Below are 23,157 nucleotides of genomic sequence, written 5' to 3'. Positions count from 1 at the left end.
AGAGCGCCCCGGCGCGGTCTAGAATGGGAAATCAAAGACGGAGCCCCACAATGCGCATCCTTGCCGATGAAAACATTCCTCTGGTTGACGCTTTCTTCGCTGAGTTCGGCGAGATACGCCGTATGCCTGGGAGAAGTATCAACCGGGCCGCGCTCGAGCAGGCCGACGTGCTTTTGGTTCGATCTGTCACCCGGGTCGATCGCGAGTTGCTCGAGGGGAGCCCTGTGCGTTTCGTGGGCACTTGTACGATCGGAACCGACCACCTCGACATTGATTATTTCGAGGAGGCGGGGATCAGTTGGGCTAGTGCACCGGGCTGCAACGCTCGCGGCGTCGTTGATTACGTGCTCGGCAGCCTTCTGGCCTTGGCCGAAGGTGAGGGCGCCGAGCTGGAAGGTCGCCGTTATGGCGTGATCGGCGCTGGGGAAGTGGGCGGCAGGCTGGTAGAGGTTCTGCGCGGGCTGGGTTGGGACGTGCGTGTCTGCGATCCGCCGCGCCAGGCACGTGAAGTGGGCGAGTTCGTCACCCTGGAGGAAATACTCGCTGAGTGCGATGTCATCAGCGTGCACACGCCGTTGACGCTGGACGGCGAACATTCGACGTTTCACTTGTTGGATCAGTCTCGCCTGGAGCAGCTGCGCCCAGGCGCCTGGCTGATCAATGCCGCCCGTGGCGCGGTTGTCGACAATGCCGCCTTGCGCGAGCAGCTGGCCAGGCGGACAGACATCCAGGCGGTGCTCGATGTCTGGGAGGGTGAGCCTCAGGTCGATGTCGAATTGGCCGAGCTGTGTTGGATCGCAACCCCCCACATCGCCGGTTATAGCCTGGATGGGAAGTTGCGCGGAACGGAGCAGATCTATCTGGCGTTCTGTGCGAGCAGAGGTTTGGAGCCAACGGTTGAACTGGCGGAACTAATGCCGCCAGCGCCGCTGCGAGGGCTTGCCTTCGATGCTTCGACTAAGCCTAGCGAACTGTTGGAGATAATCTGTCGGGCCGTGTATGACCCGCGACGTGACGACGCTGCATTTCGTCGCAACCTGGGCACTGACGAGGCCCAGCGCCGCGTCGGCTTCGACCAGTTGCGAAAGCAATACCCACCCCGTCGGGAAATAGACAGCTTGCAGATCGAGATCACCGGCGGCCAGCCGCAGCTGGAACAGATCGTGCGAGCCCTGGGGGCAACTGTTAAGCGCTGACCGGGCGTTTGCCATAACAAGCTGTGTCCGTCATGCAGGCGTCAGGCTGGATGCAATTTGCAGCCTGCTCCGCTAGCATTACCCGTCCTCTGCTTTATCCCGCGATGGTGTTATGAGTTATCAGGTACTAGCCCGTAAATGGCGTCCGCGCTCGTTCCGCGAAATGGTCGGCCAAACGCACGTGCTCAAGGCTCTGATCAACGCACTGGACAGCCAGCGCCTGCACCATGCCTATCTGTTCACAGGTACGCGTGGGGTTGGCAAGACCACCATCGCGCGGATTATCGCGAAATGCCTCAATTGCGAGACGGGTATCAGCTCCACGCCTTGTGGGGAGTGCTCGGTCTGCCGTGAAATCGACGAAGGGCGTTTCGTCGACCTGATTGAGGTAGACGCCGCGAGCCGCACCAAGGTTGAAGACACTCGAGAGTTGCTGGATAACGTGCAGTACGCGCCTAGTCGTGGACGCTACAAGGTTTATCTGATCGACGAGGTGCACATGCTCTCGTCGCACTCGTTCAACGCATTGCTTAAAACGCTTGAAGAGCCACCGCCGCACGTCAAGTTTCTGCTAGCCACGACGGACCCGCAAAAGCTGCCGGTGACTATCCTGTCGCGCTGCCTGCAGTTCTCTCTAAAAAACATGCCGCCCGAACGCGTAGTGGAGCATCTGACCCACGTGCTTGGCGTCGAGCAGGTCCCGTTCGAGGAAGATGCGCTCTGGTTGCTCGGCCGTGCCGCGGATGGATCGATGCGCGATGCGATGAGCCTGACCGACCAGGCGATCGCGTTTGGAGAGGGCAAGGTACTCGCGGCCGACGTCCGCAGCATGCTGGGCACCCTTGATCACGGGCAGGTCTATGGCGTGCTGCAGGCGCTGCTTGAAGGCGATGCCAGGGCGCTGCTGGAAGCGGTTCGTCACCTTGCCGAGCAAGGCCCTGATTGGGCCGGCGTCCTCGCGGAAATGCTCAACGTCTTGCACCGTGTGGCTGTCGCCCAGGCGTTGCCGGACGCGGTAGATAATGGCCAGGGCGACCGTGACCGAGTGCTTGCACTGGCGCAGGCATTGCCGGCCGAGGACGTACAGTTCTATTACCAGATGGGGCTGATTGGCCGGCGCGATCTGCCGTTGGCACCCGATCCTCGAAGCGGATTCGAGATGGTCATGCTGCGTATGCTCGCGTTCCGACCTGCTGACAGCGATAACGCACCGCGAACACCATTAAAGACATTGGGAGTCAGTCCGGCCACGACTGATTCCAGTTCAACAAACGTGGCCGGTACTGCGGCATCGGCCGCACCGGATCATGATCTGGCTGCAAAGCCCGTAGCGCCAGCGCCGGCCGCTGCGGTCAGCTCTTCGGTGCCGCCGCAGCCGGACACTTTACCTGCACCTGCACCTGCGCCTGCACCTGCACCTGTACCCGTACCCTCGCCAACAGCCCCGGCTCATGTCCAAGTTCCCGAGTCGCCGGCCGCTGCCGTGGAGGTCACGCCGGCTCCGACGTCTCAACCTTTGGCGTCGAAGCCGGCACCTTCGGTGGTCGACGTACCGTGGAATGAGCCGCCGGCATCGTCACCGGTTGCGGTGGAAACTGAGGCGGTAGAGCAACGGACCGCTTCTATTGAAACCGCTGAACATTTCGCTGCGGTCGTCGAGGTGAGCGAGCCTGACGATGAAGAACCCCCGCTGACTGACGAGGATTACTTCGAGGTCGAAACGCAGGCTGAAGCCTACCTGGACGGGCTGGATGATCCAGCGTCGGAGCAGCACTCTGTCGAACCTGCTCCTGCGGTCGAACCGGCGACCGGACTGGCGGCCGAGTGGCAGGATATTTATCTGAAACTCGGGTTGGCAGGCCTGACCGGCAGTATCGCGGCCAATTGCACTTTGATTTCCGTTGAAGGTGATCGCTGGTTGATGCACCTGGATCCGGCGCAGAGTGCGCTGTTCAATACGACTCAACATCGACGTCTGAACGATGCGCTGAATCAGTACCATGGGCGCACCTTGCAGCTGGACATCGAGTTGCAGACCCCGCAGCAGGAAACTCCGGCCCAGGCCGCGGCCCGCCGACGGGGCGAGCGTCAACGGGCCGCTGAGCAGTCGATTCAAACCGATCCCGTGGTGCAACAGCTGATGCAACAGTTCGCCGCCGTCATCCGCGACGGTACCATCGAACCCGTAGAACATTCCGAACCCTGATCCGAGGTAGACCCCATGATGAAAGGTGGCATGGCCGGCCTGATGAAGCAGGCGCAGCAGATGCAAGAAAAGATGCAGAAAATGCAGGAAGAGTTGGCCAACGCCGAGGTGACCGGCCAGTCCGGCGCCGGCCTGGTGAGCGTTGTGATGAACGGTCGACACGACGTCAAACGCGTTAGCCTGGACGACAGCCTCATGCAAGAGGACAAGGAAATTCTAGAAGACCTGATCGCCGCTGCAGTGAACGATGCCGTGCGCAAGATCGAGCAGAACAGCAAAGAAAAGATGTCCGGCATGACCGACGGGATGCAGTTGCCGCCCGGCTTCAAGATGCCCTTCTGATGGCTTCCGAGTGCCGTTCCAGGCACTCAGCCAGCGCGGCCGATCGGCGCCGTGAATGAGTTATCAGCGTCATTCACGGCACGGTCTCTAGTACCGCTTCAATTTACAGCCCACTGCTCCTCAACCTGGTGACCCATGTCTTTCAGCCCGCTTATTCGCCAACTCATTGACGCATTGCGCATTCTCCCTGGCGTAGGGCAAAAAACGGCTCAGCGCATGGCATTGCAGATGCTTGAGCGCGACCGCAGCGGCGGGCTGAGGTTGGCTCAGGCGCTTGCACGTGCGATGGAGGAGGTGGGCTACTGCCGCCAGTGCCGCACATTGAGTGAGGAAGAGCTCTGCCCGCAGTGCGCTGATCCGCGACGGGACGATGCCTTGCTGTGCATCGTGCAAAGTCCTGTCGATGTGTTCGCAGTGGAGCAGACAGGCTTTCGTGGCCGCTATTTCGTACTCAAGGGGCATCTTTCCCCGCTCGATGGTCTAGGCCCAGAGGCAATAGGCATCCCCGAACTGCTCGGACGAGTGGCTGAGGGCAATTTCAGCGAGGCGATATTAGCCACCAATCCAACCGTTGAGGGCGAGGCTACTGCGCATTACATTGCTCAGCTTTTGATACCAAAAGGGTTGACCCTCAGCCGCATCGCGCACGGTGTGCCGCTTGGCGGTGAGCTTGATCTCGTCGATGGGGGCACGCTTGCACATGCGCTGGCCGGCCGGAAGACGATCACCCTCTGACTTGTTGGCAATCTGGGCCGAAAGCAATTCTGGCGGCAACCTTCTGCTTTATAACTTCTGGTTTACCGGTTATCGCCCCTAGGTAGTGCCTAGCAAGCCGGACTTCATGTAAAGTTCTAAGCCACAATCCGCTAATAACCAAATGAATATACATTTGCTCGCTTGGTTATATGCATGGCGCTGCCTATCTACTTGAGGTCGATAATGAAGGCAAAACACTGGTTGGTTCCCGCACTGCTGTTGCTGAGCGCTTTTGCGCAGGCCCAGGAAAAATTCAAAGTCGGATACATCCGGGTGATGGATGATGCCCAGGCGATGGTTGCCTACGAGGGCGGCTTCTACAAAAAGCACGGCCTGGATGTCGAGCTGGTTGAGTTCAGTTCCGGTACCGATTTGATCAAGGCCATTATCGGCGGCCAGTTGGACACAGGTGTTCTTGGGTTCACCAACGCGGTGGCGTGGGCGTCGAAGGGCGCTGATCTGAAGGTGGTCGGCGGTGCCCAGCAGGGCTATCACTCTATCGTGGCCCGCGAAGGAACTGGCATCGAGACGATCGCTGACCTGAAAGGTAAGATTCTGGCGTCGCAGAAAGAAGGCAGTACTGCCGATGCGGTATTGCGCGGCGTCACCTTGAAGGCTGCGGGGTTGGCGCCTAGCGATGTCAACATCATGGGCACCAGCCCGGCCGTTGCGGTCCAGTCCCTCGTCTCAGGTCGTACCGATGCGGCATTTCTCTTCGAACCCTATGATCGGATCGCCCAGCTAGTGGCACCCGTCAAACAGATCTACGAGATCGGCGAGGTTTGGCCATTTCCCTGCATGGTGGTGATTACCGCTGGGGAAACCCTGGAAAAGCGCAAGGAGGCGGTCTGGCAGTCGTTGGACGCCCAACGTGACGCGATTGAATTGTTAGAGAATCAGCCGGCAGAAGCGGCCAAATTGATTGCTGATTATTTTATCGCCGAGCCGACGTTGAAGACGCTTAATCGCGGTGAGCTGCCCCGTGAGGTCGTGATCGAAGAAGCCATCGCAACCCAGACCTTCGGCGCCAAGCTTGGCACTGATGATTTGGAGCGTATTCAGGAACTGGCCGATATTCTTCAGGAGCTCGGCTCGCTCAAGACTCGCGATGGCAAGCCATTCGATACCAGCGCCATTCTCGACTTGTCCTGGCAAGAAGCACGCGAGCTGTAAACCGCTGCAGATTGTTCCACACTGCCCGGCCACCGTGCCGGGCAGTGTCATTCCGCCCGCTGATCGGGCAGTTCTTGAGGTCTTCAAAGCGATATGCAACTCAGGTTTGAAGAAGTAGATAAGCGTTTTGGCCAGCTAGAAGTCATCAAGGGCTTCAGCGGCGAGTTCGCCCAGGGTGAGCTGGTCGCCCTCGTTGGGCCTTCTGGTTGTGGGAAATCAACCTTACTGCACCTGGTTGCCGGACTTGAAGAACCAACCGCAGGGCGCGTGCTCGCCGATGGCGAGAAGATTCCTGGCCCAAGCCCTCGGCGTACGCTGGTTTTCCAAGAGCATGCGCTGTATCCCTGGCTTTCGTTGCAGGCCAATGTGGCCATGGCGCTTGAGCTTCAAGGAGTCGCCAGGGCTGATGCGTTCGATCAGGCAAAGGTCTGGCTCGCTCGGGTCAGCCTGGATGGCTTCGAACACTACTACCCGCACCAGGTGTCCGGCGGCATGCGTCAGCGCACGGCACTGGCTCGCGCGTTTATTGCCAAGCCGGAAGTGTTGCTGCTCGATGAGCCTTTCGGTGCGCTTGATGCGCTCACACGCATGGCGTTGCAGGACGTTCTGCGAGAGCTGATCGACGAGCATCAGCCTACTGTATTGCTGGTCACCCATGACGTTGATGAAGCGTTGTATCTGGCGGATCACGTGCTGGTGTTCAGCGCCCGCCCAGCCAAAGTGCTGAAAACATTTAACTTCATCCATTGCGAGAAGAGCCACGATCTTTCCGAGTTCGCCGCTGAGCGGCGCGAGATCCTTCGGTTGTTAGGCATTAAGACGGAGGTAGGGCACTGATGAGTCAGGGACGTCGTCTTACCGGTCCGAAGAAGTACCTCGCCGTGGTGTTGGCGATTCTGTTCATTCTGCTGATCTGGCAAATCGCTGCATGGAGCCTTCCTGCGTTCTTGATGCCCGGCATTCCCGTTGTGTTCGAAAGGCTGCTGACCACGGTTTACGAGCCAGATTTTCGCGAAGGGCTTTACGGCAGCATGAGTCGGTTGGGGAGTGGTTATAGCTTCGCAATGCTGTTTGGTATCGGCTTTGGGTTGCTGGGGGGCGTACTGTTCTTCTTTCGCGAGATCCTGCGTTCGGCCATCGTCATACTGCAGTCAATACCATCGATCGCCTGGGTACCGCTGTTCTTGATCGTGATGGGCTTCGGCAACCTGCCGATCATCGTCGTGGTCGCACTTGCGGCGTTCTTCCCGATGGCGCTGTCCGTCATGAATGCCACCGAAAGCGTGCAGCCGGTCCAGGTCGCCGCGGCTCGGGTGATGGGCGCATCGCGTTGGCAACTGGTGCGACGTGTTTATCTGCCGGCCGTGATGCCTGAGCTGATCACTGGCGCGCAGCTGGCCTTCGGCAATGCCTGGCGGGCGCTGATCTCGGCGGAAATGCTGATCGGCTTCGGCCAGGGGCTTGGACGCTCGCTTGCGTACTCCGGAGAAATTGCCGACATGGCCGGGGTGATGATGAATATTTTGGTCATCGCCATTCTCGCGACGTTAATCGATCAGGTTGTCCTGGAGAAATTCAAGCAACGGATGCTGCGCTACCAGTACGTTTGAGAGGGCACCGTGAAGATACGCCTGTTACGGCTCATGCTCATGCTGGTGGTGCCGGTTGGCACCCAGGCTGGAGTCATCGAAGCTGCCCCGGTTGATGCTTACCGCCCGCTCAAGGCGGCGGAGGCCGAGTCGGTCAGGGAAGGGTTCGAGGCCGCCTGGCTTGAGCGTTTGGGCGAAGCCTTGGGCCGCGAGGTTGCACTGGTTGATGCCTCCGTAGGAGGCGACCTTCTCTTCGGTAAGCTGGGTTCTGGCGCGGCTTACTATTTCAGTGAAATCGCGGCGCTGGCGGCAAACGAAAAAGGGCCTGCCGATTGGTCTGATCTTGCCGGCGAGCTTTTTTGCGTGACAGAAGAAAGCCCCCACACAGACTTGGTGGTGTCCCGCTTTGGCGGTGTCGCACGAACCTACCCCAGCGCGGCCCAAGCGTTAATCGGACTGAAACTCGGAGAATGTCAGGCAGTGGTGGAAGACCGGGTGTTGCTCCAGCAGATTGCCGAACTACCCGAATGGCGTCGCTTTAATCGATTGCTGCCACAGCCAGAGAACAAACCTCTGACATTGCGAATCGAGGCAGCTGATACAGCGCTGCAGCAGCGAATCGAACGGTTCACCGCCAGCAAGCAAGGGAGCGGCGCGCTGGCCGAGGTGACGCAGCACTGGATCGACGAGGTTGCCTTTCAAGCCTACGTGCTAGCCGACACGCTTGATTGCCACTGAGGCCTGCATCAGGCTTAGGAGTCACTTGGCCTCGATTAGCTGTGGCAAGAACTGAAGCAGCCCGTCCAGTTTCAAAGGAGCTCGGATATGCCCCCGCAGGGTCCCATTCGGGCCGACAATAGCCAGATTGCTACTATGGCTCACGTTGTAGTCGCCTTCCATGCTCGTTGCTGCAACGAAAGGAAGCCCTAGTGCTTTGGACATTTTCTGCAGCTCTGGGATTTCGCCTGTCAGTCCTTTGAAATTCGCTCGGTAGTAACCGAGGTAGGTACGCAGTGCTTCGGGCGTATCGCGCGCAGGATCAGCGCTGATCAAAACCACCCGCACTTGTTCACGTACGTCAGGCGGTAGCTGGCTGAGTAGGCGGCGCATGTCGCTCAAGGTTGTAGGGCAGACGTCTGGGCAGGCCGTGAAACCGAAAAACAACAGATACCAGTGGTCGCGTAGTGCGTCAGTTGTAACAGTCTGTCCCTGCTCGTCTATGAGTTCGACGTCAGGCAATTGCCGCTCACGCGGAAGGATCAGCAGGTTAGCCTGGTCCAGCATGGCTTCACGCTCGACCGCAAGCGAAGATGAGCAGAACGCCAGCAAGCCGAGCAGTGCTGCGCAGCGTATCGCCGAAGTCCTTCTGCAGATCAAAACTAGCGCTCGTTCAGCTCGAACGCAGTCAGGGTGAACGTGGGAATGCCCATGTCCTGCAACTTGCGAGAACCCCCGAGCTCCGGCAGGTCGATGATCGCTGCGGCTTCGTGAATCTGAGCGCCCATGCGGCGGACCAGCTGAGCAGCGGCGACCAGTGTGCCGCCCGTGGCGATCAGGTCATCCAACAGCAAAACCGAATCCCCTTCGCAGAGGCTGTCGGCGTGCACTTCAAGGTAGGCGTCGCCATACTCGGTGCGATAGGACGCCGCCAGTACGTCGGCAGGGAGCTTGCCCTTTTTGCGGAACAGAATCAGTGGCCGGTTCAGCTCGTAGGCAATGATCGAGCCGATGATAAAGCCGCGGGCATCCAGCGCACCGACATGGCTAAAATCACTTTCGACGTAGCGCTGGATCAGGCTGTCCGCCACCATGCGTAGCGCTTTCGGCGACTGCAACAGCGGGGTGATGTCACGGAACACTACGCCAGGCTTGGGGAAGTCCGGGACCGGTCTAATCAGGGTTTTGATGGCGAATTCATCAAAAATCATACGAGCTCCGTTAGGCATCCATGTTTCCGCCCGCCAGGGCGCACAACCGGATGGAATCAAGAATTCGGACTTCCTTGCCTTCCGCTTCCAACAGGCCACTCGCTTGGCAGCGGGTAAATACGCGCGAAACCGTTTCTACCGCGAGACCGAGGTAGTTGCCTATTTCGTTGCGTGACATGGGCAGGCGGAACTGATTGGCCGAAAAGCCGCGCGCACTGAAGCGGGCCGACAGATTGATCAGAAAGGTCGCGATGCGTTCGTCAGCGGTCTTCTTCGACAACAGCATCATCATCTGCTGATCATCGCGAATCTCGCGGCTCATGATGCGCATTAGCTGGCGACGGAGCTGCGGCAGCAGCACGCTAAGCTCATCGAGGCGTTCGAAGGGGATTTCGCACACCGAAGTGGTTTCAAGGGCTTGTGCGGATACCGGGTAAGTTTCGGTGTCCATGCCGGACAGTCCAACCAGCTCGCTTGGCAGGTGGAAACCGGTGATCTGCTCCTCGCCGGCATCCGTGACACTGAAGGTGCGTAGGGCACCGGCGCGGATGGCGAACACGGAACTGAACGCGTCACCCTGACGAAACAGTGTTTCGCCTTTCTTCAGGGGACGTCCGCGCTTGACGATTTCGTCCAGCGATTCCATGTCCTGCATATTCAACGAAAGCGGCAGGCAGAGGCCAGAGAGGCTGCAATCCTTGCAATTAGCCTGCGGCTGCTTGCGGACCTTGATGGGCTCGGACATTGCGGGATCCTGATAAACCTTACGGTGCGCAAGACTAACTCACGCAGGCACCTTAGGCCAATCGGTACAAGGGTCGCAGGGCGGTCGTCGGCTCGGGTCGTTACTCACATAGCGTGGGAAAACCGCGAGGCAGGGCGGGGCGGCAAGCAGTGGTCGAAGTGCATGCACACTGCATGCGCAAGCAGCCGTCCGGCCGGCAGAATGGTCATCGCGTCTGCATTCAGTTGGATCAGCCCGTCGGCAGCCATTTGCTCCAGGGCTGGCCAGGTTTGCTCGAAATAGCTCTTGAAGCTGACGCCGAAAATGCTTTCAATCTCGTCGAAACGCAGCTCGAAATTACAGAATAACGCCTGGACCGTGTAGCGCCGGATCTGGTCGTCTTCACTGCATCGCAGGCCACGGATCGTGGCGAGCTGACCTTGTCCCAGCGACTGCTGGTAGAGAGTAATGTCGCTGTTGTTCTGGCAGTACAAATCGCCGACCTGGCTGATCGCTGAAACGCCCAGGCCGACCAGATCGCAATGCCCATGAGTCGTATAGCCATGGAAACTGCGCTGAAGTGCGCCATCCTCCTGGGCCATTGCGAGCTCATCGTCAGGCAGGGCGAAAAGATCCATACCGATATAGCGATAGCCGGCGCGAGTCAGCTGCTCCACGCTGTGTTGCAGCATCGTCAGCTTGTTCGGCTGGGTAGGTAGCTCTGCGGGGTTGATTTTTCTCTGGGCCATGTACCGTTCGGGTAGATGCGCATAGCTGGCAACTGACACGCGCTCCGGCTGCAGGGCAATCACGGCGGCTATGGTGTGAGCAAACCGCTCGGGCGTTTGCAGTGGTAAACCGTAGGTTAAATCAATCTGTATTGAACGGAACTGCAGGGTTCGGGCAGCCTCGATAACCGTCTGTGTCTGTTTCAGTGTCTGCGTGCGGTTGATGGCTCGCTGCACATCAGGGTCAAGATCCTGCAGGCCGATATTGATGCGATTGAATCCAAGCTCCCGCAATAGCCCCATCGTTGGCCAGTCCGCTGCGCGTGGATCGATATCGATGCTGAAATCGCCGTGATCGTCGTTTTGCAGATTGAAGTGCTTACGCAAATGACTCATCAATCTGCGCAGCTCGGCATGGCCGAGAAAGGTCGGCGTGCCACCGCCGAAATGCAGTTGCTCCACAACCTGTTCCGGACTGAGGTGGCAGCCGATCAGCTCGATTTCTTTTTCCAGCCGCGTAAGGTACGGCAATGCCCGCCCACGATCTTTGGCGATGACCTTGTTGCGCTGGCAGTGATAGCAGATGTCCGCACAGAATGGCAGGTGGACGTACAGTGACAGCGGCCTGGCCGCCTGGCGGCTGCTGCGCAGGGCATGCAATAGGTCGAATGAGCCCAGTTTGCAATTGAACTGAAGGGGCGTCGGATAAGCGGTATAGCGCGGCCCGTCCTGATCGTAACGATGAATCAGGTCGGCATCCCAGCGAATGGCGTCGAGCATCATACGGTCTCGGGTTGACTGCGGTGGCCGGATTCTAGGGCGGGTGTCGCTGCTTAGACTTGACCTGTATCAAGCGAGTCCGGACCCTGCTGCGGCGCCCGAGACCGGCGGTACGCAGAAGGAGATTTATTCGCTGAATTATGGTCGGATTAGCTACGGTCGTTCCCAACCTTATCAACTGCAAGGAGAAACCCATGCATCGTCGTCAGCAAGAAATCGCTGCTGCGCTTAACGTTTGCGCCCCTTTCGATGGGGCAGCAGCAATACAGGCCGAGATTGATCGGCGAGTCGCCTTCATCCAGCAATGTCTGCGCGAGTCCGGTCTCAAGACGCTGGTGCTTGGGATCAGCGGAGGCGTGGATTCGACTACCGCAGGACTGCTCGCGCAGCGTGCAGTCGAGGGGATGCGGGAGGCCGGAGAGGGCGACGACTATCGCTTCATTGCCGTCCGGCTGCCCTATCAAGTTCAGCATGACGAAGACGAAGCGCAGCTTGCTGTCGATTCGATCAAGCCGGATGAGTGCCATACGGTCAACATCGGAGCCGCCGTGCAAGGCTTGACGCGAGCTACCGAGGCGCTTGATGACTTGACTCCGGAAAAGCGCGACTTCGTGATTGGCAATACCAAGGCGCGGATGCGCATGGTGGCTCAGTACACCATTGCCAACGCGCGACAAGGACTGGTTATCGGTACCGACCATGCGGCAGAAGCAGTGATGGGATTCTTCACCAAGTTTGGCGATGGGGCTTGCGACCTGACGCCGCTGGCCGGTTTGGTCAAGCATCAGGTCCGTGAGCTGGCGGCTGCATTGGGTGCACCTGAACAGCTGGTAAAAAAAGTCCCCACTGCCGATCTCGAAGAGCTTTCACCCGGCAAGCCGGACGAAGATGCTCATGGGGTGAGCTATCAAAATATCGATGCCTTTCTGCAAGGCCGAGCGGTACCTGATGAGGCGGCTCGCATCATCATCGACACCTACGATAAGTCGGCCCACAAGCGCCAGCTGCCGAAAGAGCCCTGAGCAAAATGCAGGCGTGAACGGAAGCCGGCGTTTCGGTGGACTCTCTCGGGTCAGTGGCGTTTCACTGATGAACGTGAGAGGGCGCTTGCTGCAGGGACGCACCGCCAACATGGCCATGGCCCATCAGCCATTGTTGATGAGGGCCTGGAAGCGTCCAAAGACCAAAAAGGATCACGGTGACACCGCCAAGCATTCGCACGCCGCGTTTACGAAGCACTGCGGTAAGTCGCTCGGCAGCCAGGCCGGTTGCCAGAAGCACGGGCCAGGTACCGATGCCAAATGCCAGCATCAATAGGGCGCTGTCCAGCGCATCGCCCTGGCTCGCGGCCCATAGCAAGGTGCTGTAGACAAGTCCGCATGGCAGCCAACCCCAGAGAGCGCCGAGCAGCAACGCTCGTGGAACACTCTTAACCGGCATCAGCCGGCTGGCAAATGGTTGGATATGGCGCCAAAGGCCTCGTCCAATCGCTTCGACACGGGTCAGGCCCGCCCACCAGCCGGCTAGATACAAGCCCATACTGATCAGCAGCAGTGCGGCTAGAATCCGCAACGCCATCGCGGCAGGGCTGTTGGCAACGGCCCAACCAGCCAGTCCGATCAGCAGACCGGCAAAAGCGTAGCTCAGTACTCTCCCCAGGTTATAAGCCACGAGCAGGCGCAGTCGTTTGCCGCGCTGCTCAGCAGGAATAGCCATGGTCAGGGCGCCCATCAAACCACCACACATACCTAAACAGTGGCCTCCACCAAGCAGGCCGAGCACTAGAGCCGATATCAGCAGTGGCAACAACTCATTCACGATTGGGATTCCCTTCGTCGCGGCCCTTGTCTGCCTGCTCGATGCCTGCCCGGTGCTGGGGGTCCTCCTCGTCGAAAAGGATGCTATGGGCCGGGCCGTCAAGGTCATCGTACTGGCCGCTGTCGACGGCCCAGAAAAAGACCCAAATGGCCAACGCGACCAGAACCACGGCGACGGGAATCAAAATGTAAAGTGCGGCCAAAAATGCCTCCAGTAACGGTGGGTCAAGGCAAGCCCGAGTAGGCGCGTTACCTATCGTACGCCAGTCAGGGCAGACTGTCGGGGCGCCGCTGACTCGGCAGTCGGCTCAGCCGCAACGCGTTCAGCACAACCAGCAGCGAACTGGCAGACATGCCCAGTGCCGCCCACAGCGGTGTTACCCAGCCGATAGCCGCGAATGGCAAGATCAAACCGTTGTACAGGCTCGCCCAGGTCAGATTTTCGATGATGATGTGGCGGCTGCGGCGCGCCACGCTGAATGCCTGCACCAGGCTGTCGAGACGGTTGCTGAGCAGGACAGCGTCAGCGCTTGTCTTGGCAAGATCGGTCGCTGAACCCATGGCCACGCTGATGTCGGCTGCCGCGAGAACCGGTGCATCGTTGACACCATCACCAAGCATCAGCACGCGATGACCTTTGGCTTGCAGTCGCTGCAGGTGAGTTAGCTTGTCGGTTGGGGTCATGCCGCCGTGCGCATCTTCGATGCCGAGCCGCTGAGCGATTTCGCCTACCATCGGTGAACTGTCGCCGGACAACAGAACCGTTTTCCAGCCCCGGGATTTGCACGCTTGCAGCAGAGCCGGCGCGTCATCACGCAAGCGGTCGTTGAGCACCAGCCACGCCAGAGGCCCCTGAGAGTCGCCCAACAGCAACCATTGGCCTTCTTTGCTGGGAATCTCGGGCGCTGTGCCTGCATAGCCATCCGCTACGAAATCGGGCTGACCGATACGTAGCGTACGTTCCCCAACCGAACCTTGTAGACCCAGGCCGGGAACGCTGTTCACGGCGTCGGCTGCCTGGGGCGCTCGGCCGAACGCCCGAGCAATCGGGTGCTCGGAGCGGTTTTCCAAGGCTGCGGCCAACTCCAGACATACATTGGCATCCAGCTCAGCCAGTGGCCGCACCTCACTCAGGGTCAGGCGACCTTCGGTCAGGGTCCCGGTCTTGTCGAAAATCACCGTGTCGATGTGAGTGAGACCTTCCAGCACATGCCCCCGGGTGAGCAACAAGCCAAGCTTGTGCAGCGTGCCAGTGGCGGTGGTCAAGGCGGTCGGTGTAGCCAGCGACAAGGCGCAGGGGCAGGTGGCTACCAGCAAGGCAAGAACGATCCAGAACGCGCGTTGCGGGTCGATCTGCCACCATACGATACCAACCACAGCGGCGGTCAGCAGTACGATCACCAGGAACCACTGCGAAACCCGGTCGGCCAGCTCGGCCAGGCGCGGTTTGTCCGACTGGGCGCGTTCCAGCAGGCCGACAATCGCGGAAAGCCGGGTATTGTCGCCCAGCGCTTGTACCTCGACGGTCAGAGCGCCTTCGACGTTGAGGGTTCCCGCAGTGACGGCATCGCCAACGATTCGAGCCTGCGGCAAGTATTCGCCAGTGAGCACCGATTCATCGACGCTCGATTGTCCACTGAGAATACGACCATCGGCCGGGATTAGCGCGCCGGGTTGAACCAGCACTCGATCGCCAAGTTGCAACTCTCGAAGCAGAATCCTTGCAGTCTGGCCGTTGTCGGCCAATTTCAGGCAAGAAGCCGGCAGCAGATTTACCAGCTGTGCAGTCGCCGCGGCGGTGCGTTCCCGCGCGCGGCGCTCGAGAAAGCGTCCAGCCAGAAGAAACAGGGCGAACATGCCCACCGCATCGAAATATAGCTCGCCCTGACCGGTGATCGTCGACCAGATACCGGCGACATAGGCGCCACCGATCGCCAGCGAAACAGAAACGTCCATGGTCAGATGGCGGGTGCGTAGATCACGCAGTGCACCTTTGAAGAAATCGGTGCAGGAATAGAAGACGATCGGCGTGGTCAGCAGCAAAGCGGTCCAGCGAAGTATGCTGTCCATGCCTGGCGAGAGGTCGATGTTGAATTCAGGCCAAGTCGCCATGGTCGCCATCATCACCTGCATCCAGAGCAAGCCGGCTACGCCCAGTTGGCGCATGCTGCGACGGTTGTCCTGGGCAAGCCGCTCTGCCGCCTGGTCAGCTTGATAGGGATGAGCGGCATACCCGATACGGCGAAGCTCGGTGAGCAATTCGCTGAGCGGCAAGGCAGCGTCATCCCAGCGCACCCGCAGGCGATGATTGGAGAGGTTCAGGCTAGCTTCTGAAATCCCGTCGAGCCGGCGCAGGTGTTTTTCGATTAACCAACCGCAAGCGGCACAGCTGATGCCTTCGATCATCAGTGAGGCGTCGGCCAGCTCACCTTCATGGCGAACGAATGGCGCTTGCACGTCCTTGCGATCGTACAGCTCCAGCTCTTCGCTAAGCGCTTGCGGCAGGGTATCTGGATTGATAGATGCATCGCTGCGATGCGAGTAGTAGCTTTCCAGGCCGCCCTTGACGATCGCCTCTGCGACCGCCTGGCAGCCAGGACAGCATAGCGCCCGCTGCTCGTTCAGCACGCGGGCGTGATATGCACTGCCAGCAGGTACTGGCAGCCCGCAGTGGTAGCAGGGAATGGGGCTTGCCATCGTTCGGTCAGTAGCTCAGATCAATCGTCTGACCGCTTGCGATTTCCTCTTCCTCGAACAGGCGCCAATCCTGGTCGCCCTCTCTGCCGAGCAGCTCAACGAAACGCCTGCCGGTGACTGGCTCCTGCATCTGTCCCTGATAGAAGCCATCGCCCTGGGGCTGGAGAACGATACGACGGTCGCGTTCTGGCTGCGTAGGGGAGAGCAGGTTGAGTATTACCTGTTGCGGGCGGCTCGCACCGCTCAGTTGGAGCTCGGCGAGTCCACGTTCGTCGTTGAGGTTGAGTTGCGCCTGCATTTGCAGGCGCTCAGCGAGCTTCTCGCGTTCCAGTGACTGGTTTATACCCTTGCCAGCATCGTAATAGTTGTCGGAGACCAACGTATCGGCATTGCGGATCGCAATGGTCAGCATTGAGGTGCCGAGGATGACCGACATCAACAGAATGCCGATCACGAACCAGGCCCAGAACTGCTTATACCAACGTGTGCTTTCGTGCTCGGAATTGCTCATGAACTACCTGTTTAGCGGATGCTTGGGCCAATGAAGCGGCTTTCCGCTTCATCTTCAATAGAGGAATCATCCACCGACCTGATGTGGAAGACGACTTCGTTAGTGCTCGATGGTAGCTGCTCCGGTGCCATTGACAGCTCCACTGGAACGGTAACCAGCTCGCCTGCCTCAGCACGAATCTCGTTGCGCCCCTCGTATTTCAAGCCTTCCAGGCCAACGGCTTCAATGATGAAGGTCTGCTCGGTTTGAGCCTTGTTCATTACCTTGAGCGTATAAACGTTCTCGATCCGTCCTTGCTCATTCTCTCGATAGAGCACGCGATCCTTTAGGACGTCGAGCTTGACCAGTGCGCGATCCGAGACCGCATAGGCGAACACGCCCATCATTGCTGTCAGCGCCACGGCATAACCGATCAGCCGCGGCCGCACCAGATGGGTCTTCTGTCCGGACAGATTGTGCTCGGTGGTATAGCTGATCAGGCCACGCGGGTAATTCATCTTGTCCATGATGGTGTCGCATGCATCGATACACGCGGCGCACCCAATGCATTCAATCTGCAGGCCGTCGCGGATGTCGATGCCGGTAGGGCAGACCTGCACACACATGGTGCAATCGATGCAATCTCCGAGGCCCATCGCTTTGTAGTCGGCGTCCTTTTTCCGCGGGCCACGACGCTCGCCGCGACGTGGATCGTAAGAGACGATTAGGGTGTCCTTGTCGAACATCACGCTCTGGAAACGAGCGTATGGGCACATGTAAATACATACCTGCTCGCGAAGATAGCCGGCATTACCGTAGGTGGCGAGGGTAAAGAAGCCCACCCAGAACAATGCCCAACCGCCCACCTGTAGCGTCACGAGATCAGGCACCAAGTCCCTGATCGGCGTGAAATAGCCGACAAAGGTAATGCCGATCGCCAGGGAAACCGCCAGCCAGATCGAGTGCTTGGCCGTTTTACGCAAAAACTTGTCGGCGCTCATGGGGGCTTTGTCGAGCTTCATGCGCTGGTTTCGATCGCCCTCGGTGATTTTCTCCGCCCACATGAAGACCCAGGTAAACACGCTTTGGGGACAGGTATAGCCACACCAGACGCGCCCGGCGAAAACAGTGATGAAGAACAGGCCGAATGCGCAAATGATCAGCAGTGCCGATAGCAGGATGAAGTCCTGCGGCCAGAAGGTCGCGCCGAAGATATAGAACTTGCGCTCTGGCAAGTCCCACCACACCGCTTGCCGGCCGTTCCAGGTCAGCCACACGGTGCCAAAGTAGAGTACGAACAGCAGTGCCCCACCGACTAGTCGCAAGTTGCGAAACAGGCCGCTGAAGGCTCGGGTGTAGATCTTTTCGCGCGCTGCGTAGAGGTCGCCCGATGCTTCGGACTTGGAGGGAGGTGTTACGTTGCGAACGGGGATCTGCTCAGTCATCTAGTGCGTACCACGGCGGAGGGTGAGTGTCCCGGCCGATACCTGCCGACCGGGATCTTTTGCTTACCTGCTGCGAATGGTACGCCTCGTCAGTCGAAGCAAGGTGCGACCTTGGGTCGCGCCTGGACCGATTGGATCAGTCCTCCGACTCTTGCGAGAGGCTATACACATAGGCTGCCAGCAGGTGCACCTTGTCGTTGCCAAGAATGTGTTCCTGGGCTGGCATCCGGCCATTTCGACCGTAGCGCAGGGTCTGCTGAATCTGTCCGAAACTCGAGCCGTAAAGCCAGACGTTGTCGGTCAAATCCGGCGCGCCCATGGCCTGAGTGCCTTTGCCTGCAGGACCATGACAAGCTACACAATTGGCTGCGAAGATTTTTTGACCCTGCTCAATGTCGACGCTAATACCCTCGGGGGTATCACGCCCGGACAGGTTGCGAACGTAACCGGCCACATTGCGTATGCCATCTTCCCCGATCACGTCACGCCACGCTGGCATGGCTGCCTGTCGTCCGCCCATGATGGTGGTCTTGATGGTTTCAGGCGCGCCGCCCCACAGCCAGTCGCCGTCGGTCAGATTGGGGAACCCGTAGGCACCCTTGGCATCCGAACCATGGCAGACCGAGCAGTTCGAAGCGAACAGGCGGCCACCCATTTTCAGGGCTTGCGGATCCTGAGCGACCTGCTCGACGGGCATCGCCGCGAACTTGGCATAAAGCGGACCGTACTGCTCGTTCGCCTTGTCCATTTCGCGCTGCCACTCCTTGACCTGAGTCCAACCACCTTCGTAACCAGGCAGTACGCCTTTCCAGTTGCCCAGGCCGGGATAGAGCACGAGATAACCGAGCGCAAAGATAACGGTGGCAACGAACAGCAGGAACCACCAGCGCGGGAGCGGGTTGTCGTATTCCTCGATTCCATCATAGGAATGGCCGACGGTTTCTTCGGTGCTGTCGTGGCGTTGTCCCTTGCGAGTCGCGAGCAGCAGCCAGACCAGTGCGGCAATGGTCCCCAGGCTCAGCAGGGTGATGTACCAACTCCAAAACGAGGTCATTTATTTCTTACTCCTGGAAGCTTCTTCATCACGCTTGTTGGCGTCAGGCTCGTCCGCGAAGGGCAGGTTGGCCGCTTCGTCGAAGCTTTTCTTGCGCTTGCTGCTATAAGCCCAAAGGATGATGGCTATCATTGCGACGAAAACAAGAATGGTGCCCAGGCCGCGAAGAGTCCCGATATCCATGGTGCGTTACCGTTTGTTGGTGAGTGCAGTGCCGAGCACTTGCAGATAGGCGACGAGGGCATCCATTTCGGATTTGCCTTTGACCGCTTCTTTAGCGCCGACGATGTCTTCTTCGGTGTAAGGCACACCAACGCTGCGCAATGCAACCATCTTGTCGGCGGTGTTTTTGCCGTCGAGGGTGTGCTCGACCAGCCAGGGGTACGAAGGCATCTTCGATTCCGGCACTACGTTGCGTGGGTTGTAGAGGTGCGCACGATGCCAGTCATCGGAGTAGCGGCCGCCGACACGCGCCAGGTCCGGACCGGTGCGCTTGGAGCCCCACAAGAACGGGTGGTCGTAGACACTTTCACCGGCTACCGAGTAATGGCCGTAGCGCTCGGTTTCAGCGCGGAACGGACGGATCATCTGCGAGTGACAGCCGACGCAGCCTTCGCGAATGTAAATGTCACGGCCTTCCAGCTGCAGCGCGGTGTAGGGCTTCATGCCTTCTACCGGCTCGTTGACCACGTCCTGAAAGAACAGCGGAACGATCTGGGTCAGGCCACCTATGCTTACTGCCAGGACCATGAACAGGGTCAGCAGACCGATGTTCTTTTCGAGTATTTCGTGATTCTTCATTTATCGGTTCCCTCAGGCGATCTGCGCAGCGGCTTCGATTTCAGCCGACTTGGCGGCACGCACAGTGCGCCAGGTGTTGTAGGCCATCAACAGCATGCCGGCGAGGAAGAAAGCGCCGCCCAATGCACGCACGATGAACCCCGGATGACTGGCTTCCAGTGCCTCGACGAAGGAATAGGTCAGCGTGCCGTCTTCGTTGATTGCGCGCCACATTAGGCCCTGAGTGATGCCGTTGACCCACATCGAGGCGATATAGAGAACGGTACCGATGGTGGCCAGCCAGAAGTGAGCGTTGATCAAGCCGATGCTGTACATCTGTTCGCGAGCGAAAACTTTCGGAATCAGGTGGTACAGGGAGCCGATGGAGATCATCGCGACCCAGCCGAGTGCACCAGCGTGAACGTGGCCGATGGTCCAGTCGGTGTAGTGAGATAGCGCGTTGACGGTCTTGATGGCCATCATCGGACCTTCAAAGGTCGACATGCCATAGAACGCCAGGGAAACCACCAGGAAGCGCAAGATCGGATCGGTGCGCAGCTTATGCCAGGCGCCGGACAGGGTCATCATGCCGTTGATCATGCCGCCCCAGCTCGGTGCCAGCAGGATGATGGACATCACCATGCCCAGGCTCTGGGCCCATTCCGGCAGTGCGGTGTAGTGCAAGTGGTGCGGACCTGCCCAGATGTAGAGGGTGATCAGTGCCCAGAAATGCACGATAGAGAGGCGGTAGGAATAAACCGGACGGCCAGCCTGCTTGGGTACGAAGTAATACATCATCCCCAGGAAGCCGGTGGTCAGGAAGAAGCCCACGGCATTATGGCCATACCACCACTGAACCATCGCATCGGTCGCACCCGAGTAGATCGAGTACGACTTGAACCAGCTCACCGGTACTTCCAGGTTGTTGACGATATGCAACATCGCCGTGACCAGGATGAAGGCACCGTAGAACCAGTTACCTACATAGATATGAGCAGCCTTGCGCTTCATGATCGTGCCGAAGAACACCACGGCATAGCTGACCCATACGAGGGTGATCAGGATGTCGATCGGCCACTCGAGCTCGGCATATTCCTTCGAGCTGGTGAAGCCTTGCGGCAACGTGATGACAGCGAGAACAATCACCGCCTGCCAGCCCCAGAAGACGAATGACGCGAGGCCATCCGAGAACAGGCGGGCCTGAGAAGTCCGCTGTACCACGTAAAAGGACGTGGCCATCAGGGCACAGCCACCGAAGGCGAAAATCACCGCGTTGGTGTGCAGAGGGCGCAAACGACCAAAACTGGTCCAAGGCAGGTCGAAGTTGAGTTGAGGCCATACCAGCTGTGCGGCGATAAACACACCCAGGCCCATTCCGATAATTCCCCACACCACCGTCATGATGGCGAATTGGCGAACCACCTTATAGTTATATGCAGTCTCACTTATTGCTGTGCTCATGCAAGGCTTCCACGCTAATGGCATTTCAAGGGGGCAAAAACGGCGGCAAGTATGGAGAAAGGAGGGGGGCAATGCAATCAAGGCCCAGGCCGTCTCATGCCGTTCGGACCCTGGCTTCAAGCGGTTTCCATGCTTTTTGCAGGGTCGTTTAGCACATCATGCCGATGTGTTGAATCGAGGGCTTCGCCTTATAGTTCTGCGCAACTTCGGCGAGTAGGAAAGAATATTAGAGCAGCAGGAGGGAAGGGCAAACGGCGGAGGGGTGGACGGTCTGCGACAGAGCGTCGCATATACCAGAAAGTTGATCGGGAACAGGGCGATACTGGGTATCGCCCTGTAAAGCGTTACTGCTTGGCTACGCGTTCCGGCTGTTGCGAGAGGCTGTAAACGTAAGCGGCCAGGAGGTGCACTTTGTCGTTGCCCAGGTATTGTTCCTGCGCAGGCATCTGTCCGTTGCGGCCGTGGCGAATGGTCTGCTGCAGCTGTGGCAGACTGGAACCGTAGATCCAGCCGGCAGGGTTGGTCAGTTTCGGTGCGCCCAGGGCGGCCATGCCTTCCCCATTTGCACCGTGGCAGACCGAACAGGTCTGAGCGTAGACCTGGCCACCCGCTACGGTGTCTGCGTCGCTGCCTTCTGGCAGAGGCAGACCGGCCAGGCCATTGCGTACATAGGCTGCGACGTTCTTCACGCCTTCTTCACCGATGACCTGGCCCCAGGCCGGCATCGCTGCAACCCGACCGTGGAGGATAGTTGTCTTGATGGTTTCGGCGTCGCCGCCCCAGCGCCAGTCGCTATCCGCCAGGTTCGGGAAACCGACCGCGCCCTTGGCATCCGATCCGTGGCAAACCGAGCAATAGTTGGCGAAGAGTCGACCACCGATCTTCAGTGCCCGCTCGTCCTGAGCGACCTGCGCCACAGACATGGCGGAATATTTGGCGAAGATCGGACCGAATTTCGCGTCAGCCTGATCAACTTCGCGCTGCCACTGCTTGTCTTGCGTCCAGCCGTCTTCATAGCCCGGCATGACCCCTTTCCAGTTTCCCAGGCCTGGGTAGAGCACCAGATAGAAGATGCCGAACACCAGAGTGCCGATGAACAGCATGAACCACCACCGGGGCAGCGGGTTGTCATATTCCTCGATACCGTCGAAGGAATGTCCCATGGTCTTGTCGGTCGTGCCTTCGGATTCGCCCTTACGGGTGGCGAATATCAGCCAGAACAGAGCGACAATGGTGCCCAGCGTCAGCAGGGCGATGTATCCACTCCAGAATGCGTTCATCTGTTACTCCTGGGCAGCCCGAACGCTCGAACTGCCCGCGATGTTGATTCCCTGACGGCTGCCCTGCAGCGCGTCGTTCTCGAAAGCTGGCAGTCGATCTCAGCGCTTGTTCTGCAGCGCGGTACCGAGCACCTGCAGGTAGGCCACCAGAGCGTCCATCTCAGTCTTGCCCTTGACGGCGTCTCCCGCAGCGGCGATGTCCTCGTCGCTATAAGGCACGCCAACGGTGCGCAGCGCTTTCATCTTCGCCGCGGTGTCCTGTCCGCTAAGGGTGTCCTCTACCAGCCACGGATAGGACGGCATCTTCGACTCAGGCACGACGTTGCGCGGGTTGTAGAGGTGCGCACGGTGCCAATCATCGGAGTAGCGGCCGCCGACGCGGGCCAGGTCCGGACCGGTACGCTTGGAGCCCCACAGGAACGGGTGGTCGTAAACGCTTTCACCGGCGACCGAATAATGACCGTAGCGCTCTGTTTCGGCGCGGAACGGACGGATCATCTGCGAGTGACAGCCGACGCAGCCTTCGCGAATGTAAATGTCACGGCCTTCCAGCTGCAGCGCGGTGTAGGGCTTCATGCCTTCTACCGGCTCGTTGACCACGTCCTGAAAGAACAGCGGAACGATCTGCGTCAGACCGCCGATGCTCACTGCCAGAATCATGAACAGAGTCAGCAGGCCGACATTCTTTTCGAGTATTTCGTGCTTCTTCAT

24 protein-coding genes are annotated in these 23,157 nt (G+C 59.0%); 9 read left to right on the top strand and 15 right to left on the bottom strand.

Going from position 1 to position 23,157, the window contains the following annotated elements; all coding sequences use genetic code 11:
* Positions 1 to 50: 50 nt before the first annotated feature.
* The 8 genes from pdxB (at position 51) to ACIGHL_RS21955 (ending at position 8,000) form a co-directional block, all read left to right on the top strand.
* Complete coding sequence (pdxB, locus tag ACIGHL_RS21990; RefSeq protein WP_128121126.1) at positions 51 to 1,196, top strand: 4-phosphoerythronate dehydrogenase PdxB; 1,146 nt, start codon at positions 51 to 53, stop codon at positions 1,194 to 1,196.
* 112 nt (positions 1,197 to 1,308) lie between these two features.
* Positions 1,309 to 3,402, top strand: a complete 2,094-nt coding sequence (dnaX, locus tag ACIGHL_RS21985) for a DNA polymerase III subunit gamma/tau (protein ID WP_446697700.1) — start codon at positions 1,309 to 1,311, stop codon at positions 3,400 to 3,402.
* Between the two features lie 15 nt (positions 3,403 to 3,417).
* Positions 3,418 to 3,744: a YbaB/EbfC family nucleoid-associated protein gene (locus tag ACIGHL_RS21980; RefSeq protein WP_019339308.1), complete on the top strand. Its 327-nt coding sequence runs from the start codon at positions 3,418 to 3,420 to the stop codon at positions 3,742 to 3,744.
* A 135-nt stretch (positions 3,745 to 3,879) separates the two neighbouring features.
* On the top strand, positions 3,880 to 4,479 hold the full coding sequence (recR, locus tag ACIGHL_RS21975) for a recombination mediator RecR (RefSeq protein ID WP_046161150.1): 600 nt from the start codon (positions 3,880 to 3,882) through the stop codon (positions 4,477 to 4,479).
* Positions 4,480 to 4,683: 204 nt separating this feature from the next.
* Positions 4,684 to 5,673, top strand: a complete 990-nt coding sequence (locus tag ACIGHL_RS21970) for an ABC transporter substrate-binding protein (protein ID WP_128121128.1) — start codon at positions 4,684 to 4,686, stop codon at positions 5,671 to 5,673.
* A 93-nt stretch (positions 5,674 to 5,766) separates the two neighbouring features.
* Positions 5,767 to 6,510 carry an ABC transporter ATP-binding protein gene (locus tag ACIGHL_RS21965; RefSeq protein ID WP_128121129.1) on the top strand — a complete coding sequence of 248 codons (744 nt, stop codon included), beginning with the start codon at positions 5,767 to 5,769 and terminating at the stop codon, positions 6,508 to 6,510.
* On the top strand, positions 6,510 to 7,283 hold the full coding sequence (locus ACIGHL_RS21960; protein ID WP_045427779.1) for an ABC transporter permease: 774 nt from the start codon (positions 6,510 to 6,512) through the stop codon (positions 7,281 to 7,283). Before ACIGHL_RS21965 ends, ACIGHL_RS21960 begins: the two co-directional genes overlap by 1 nt.
* Before the next feature lie 9 nt (positions 7,284 to 7,292).
* Positions 7,293 to 8,000 (top strand): type 2 periplasmic-binding domain-containing protein, encoded by a 708-nt coding sequence (locus ACIGHL_RS21955; RefSeq protein WP_241509217.1) that lies wholly within the window; start codon positions 7,293 to 7,295, stop codon positions 7,998 to 8,000.
* Positions 8,001 to 8,021: 21 nt separating this feature from the next.
* On the opposite strand, the gene ACIGHL_RS21950 is transcribed toward ACIGHL_RS21955, so the two are convergent.
* From ACIGHL_RS21950 to hemN, 4 genes are all read right to left on the bottom strand, one after another.
* Entirely contained in the window at positions 8,022 to 8,639 is a 618-nt protein-coding gene (locus ACIGHL_RS21950) for an SCO family protein (RefSeq protein ID WP_413818132.1), read from the bottom strand.
* A gap of 2 nt (positions 8,640 to 8,641) precedes the next feature.
* The gene (locus ACIGHL_RS21945; protein WP_045427773.1) at positions 8,642 to 9,190 is read right to left on the bottom strand and encodes an adenine phosphoribosyltransferase; all 549 of its coding nucleotides are present in this window, start codon (positions 9,188 to 9,190) and stop codon (positions 8,642 to 8,644) included.
* A gap of 10 nt (positions 9,191 to 9,200) precedes the next feature.
* Positions 9,201 to 9,935 carry a fumarate/nitrate reduction transcriptional regulator Fnr gene (gene fnr, locus ACIGHL_RS21940; protein ID WP_045427770.1) on the bottom strand — a complete coding sequence of 245 codons (735 nt, stop codon included), beginning with the start codon at positions 9,933 to 9,935 and terminating at the stop codon, positions 9,201 to 9,203.
* Between the two features lie 104 nt (positions 9,936 to 10,039).
* Positions 10,040 to 11,422 carry an oxygen-independent coproporphyrinogen III oxidase gene (gene hemN / locus ACIGHL_RS21935; RefSeq protein ID WP_128121149.1) on the bottom strand — a complete coding sequence of 461 codons (1,383 nt, stop codon included), beginning with the start codon at positions 11,420 to 11,422 and terminating at the stop codon, positions 10,040 to 10,042.
* A gap of 194 nt (positions 11,423 to 11,616) precedes the next feature.
* On the opposite strand from hemN, the gene nadE reads away from it, so the two are divergent.
* Positions 11,617 to 12,444: an NAD(+) synthase gene (gene nadE, locus ACIGHL_RS21930; protein ID WP_046161154.1), complete on the top strand. Its 828-nt coding sequence runs from the start codon at positions 11,617 to 11,619 to the stop codon at positions 12,442 to 12,444.
* Between the two features lie 61 nt (positions 12,445 to 12,505).
* Here the strand turns inward: nadE and ACIGHL_RS21925 are convergent, their stop codons facing one another.
* The 11 genes from ACIGHL_RS21925 to ccoO (ACIGHL_RS21875) form a co-directional block, all read right to left on the bottom strand.
* The gene (locus ACIGHL_RS21925; protein ID WP_128121130.1) at positions 12,506 to 13,240 is read right to left on the bottom strand and encodes a sulfite exporter TauE/SafE family protein; all 735 of its coding nucleotides are present in this window, start codon (positions 13,238 to 13,240) and stop codon (positions 12,506 to 12,508) included.
* Positions 13,233 to 13,442, bottom strand: a complete 210-nt coding sequence (ccoS, locus tag ACIGHL_RS21920; protein ID WP_128121131.1) for a cbb3-type cytochrome oxidase assembly protein CcoS — start codon at positions 13,440 to 13,442, stop codon at positions 13,233 to 13,235. The genes ACIGHL_RS21925 and ccoS overlap by 8 nt, the downstream gene beginning before the upstream one ends.
* Before the next feature lie 64 nt (positions 13,443 to 13,506).
* Complete coding sequence (locus ACIGHL_RS21915) at positions 13,507 to 15,936, bottom strand: heavy metal translocating P-type ATPase (protein WP_128121132.1); 2,430 nt, start codon at positions 15,934 to 15,936, stop codon at positions 13,507 to 13,509.
* Positions 15,937 to 15,943: 7 nt separating this feature from the next.
* Positions 15,944 to 16,447 (bottom strand): FixH family protein, encoded by a 504-nt coding sequence (locus ACIGHL_RS21910; protein ID WP_045427756.1) that lies wholly within the window; start codon positions 16,445 to 16,447, stop codon positions 15,944 to 15,946.
* Positions 16,448 to 16,458: 11 nt separating this feature from the next.
* Complete coding sequence (gene ccoG / locus ACIGHL_RS21905; protein WP_128121133.1) at positions 16,459 to 17,871, bottom strand: cytochrome c oxidase accessory protein CcoG; 1,413 nt, start codon at positions 17,869 to 17,871, stop codon at positions 16,459 to 16,461.
* A gap of 136 nt (positions 17,872 to 18,007) precedes the next feature.
* Complete coding sequence (gene ccoP / locus ACIGHL_RS21900) at positions 18,008 to 18,925, bottom strand: cytochrome-c oxidase, cbb3-type subunit III (RefSeq protein ID WP_216706850.1); 918 nt, start codon at positions 18,923 to 18,925, stop codon at positions 18,008 to 18,010.
* Positions 18,926 to 19,108, bottom strand: a complete 183-nt coding sequence (locus ACIGHL_RS21895; RefSeq protein ID WP_045427751.1) for a CcoQ/FixQ family Cbb3-type cytochrome c oxidase assembly chaperone — start codon at positions 19,106 to 19,108, stop codon at positions 18,926 to 18,928.
* A gap of 6 nt (positions 19,109 to 19,114) precedes the next feature.
* The gene (gene ccoO, locus ACIGHL_RS21890; RefSeq protein ID WP_128121134.1) at positions 19,115 to 19,726 is read right to left on the bottom strand and encodes a cytochrome-c oxidase, cbb3-type subunit II; all 612 of its coding nucleotides are present in this window, start codon (positions 19,724 to 19,726) and stop codon (positions 19,115 to 19,117) included.
* Between the two features lie 12 nt (positions 19,727 to 19,738).
* Entirely contained in the window at positions 19,739 to 21,166 is a 1,428-nt protein-coding gene (ccoN, locus tag ACIGHL_RS21885) for a cytochrome-c oxidase, cbb3-type subunit I (RefSeq protein ID WP_045427746.1), read from the bottom strand.
* 344 nt (positions 21,167 to 21,510) lie between these two features.
* Positions 21,511 to 22,446, bottom strand: a complete 936-nt coding sequence (gene ccoP, locus ACIGHL_RS21880; protein ID WP_216706849.1) for a cytochrome-c oxidase, cbb3-type subunit III — start codon at positions 22,444 to 22,446, stop codon at positions 21,511 to 21,513.
* A gap of 99 nt (positions 22,447 to 22,545) precedes the next feature.
* Entirely contained in the window at positions 22,546 to 23,157 is a 612-nt protein-coding gene (gene ccoO, locus ACIGHL_RS21875) for a cytochrome-c oxidase, cbb3-type subunit II (protein ID WP_128121135.1), read from the bottom strand.

The organism is Pseudomonas sp. NPDC077451 (assembly GCF_044543345.1).
In the GTDB taxonomy this organism is placed as follows: Bacteria; Pseudomonadota; Gammaproteobacteria; order Pseudomonadales; family Pseudomonadaceae; genus Stutzerimonas.
Note: the sequence above shows the minus strand (reverse complement) of the source record. Positions and strands in the feature narration are given on the sequence as shown.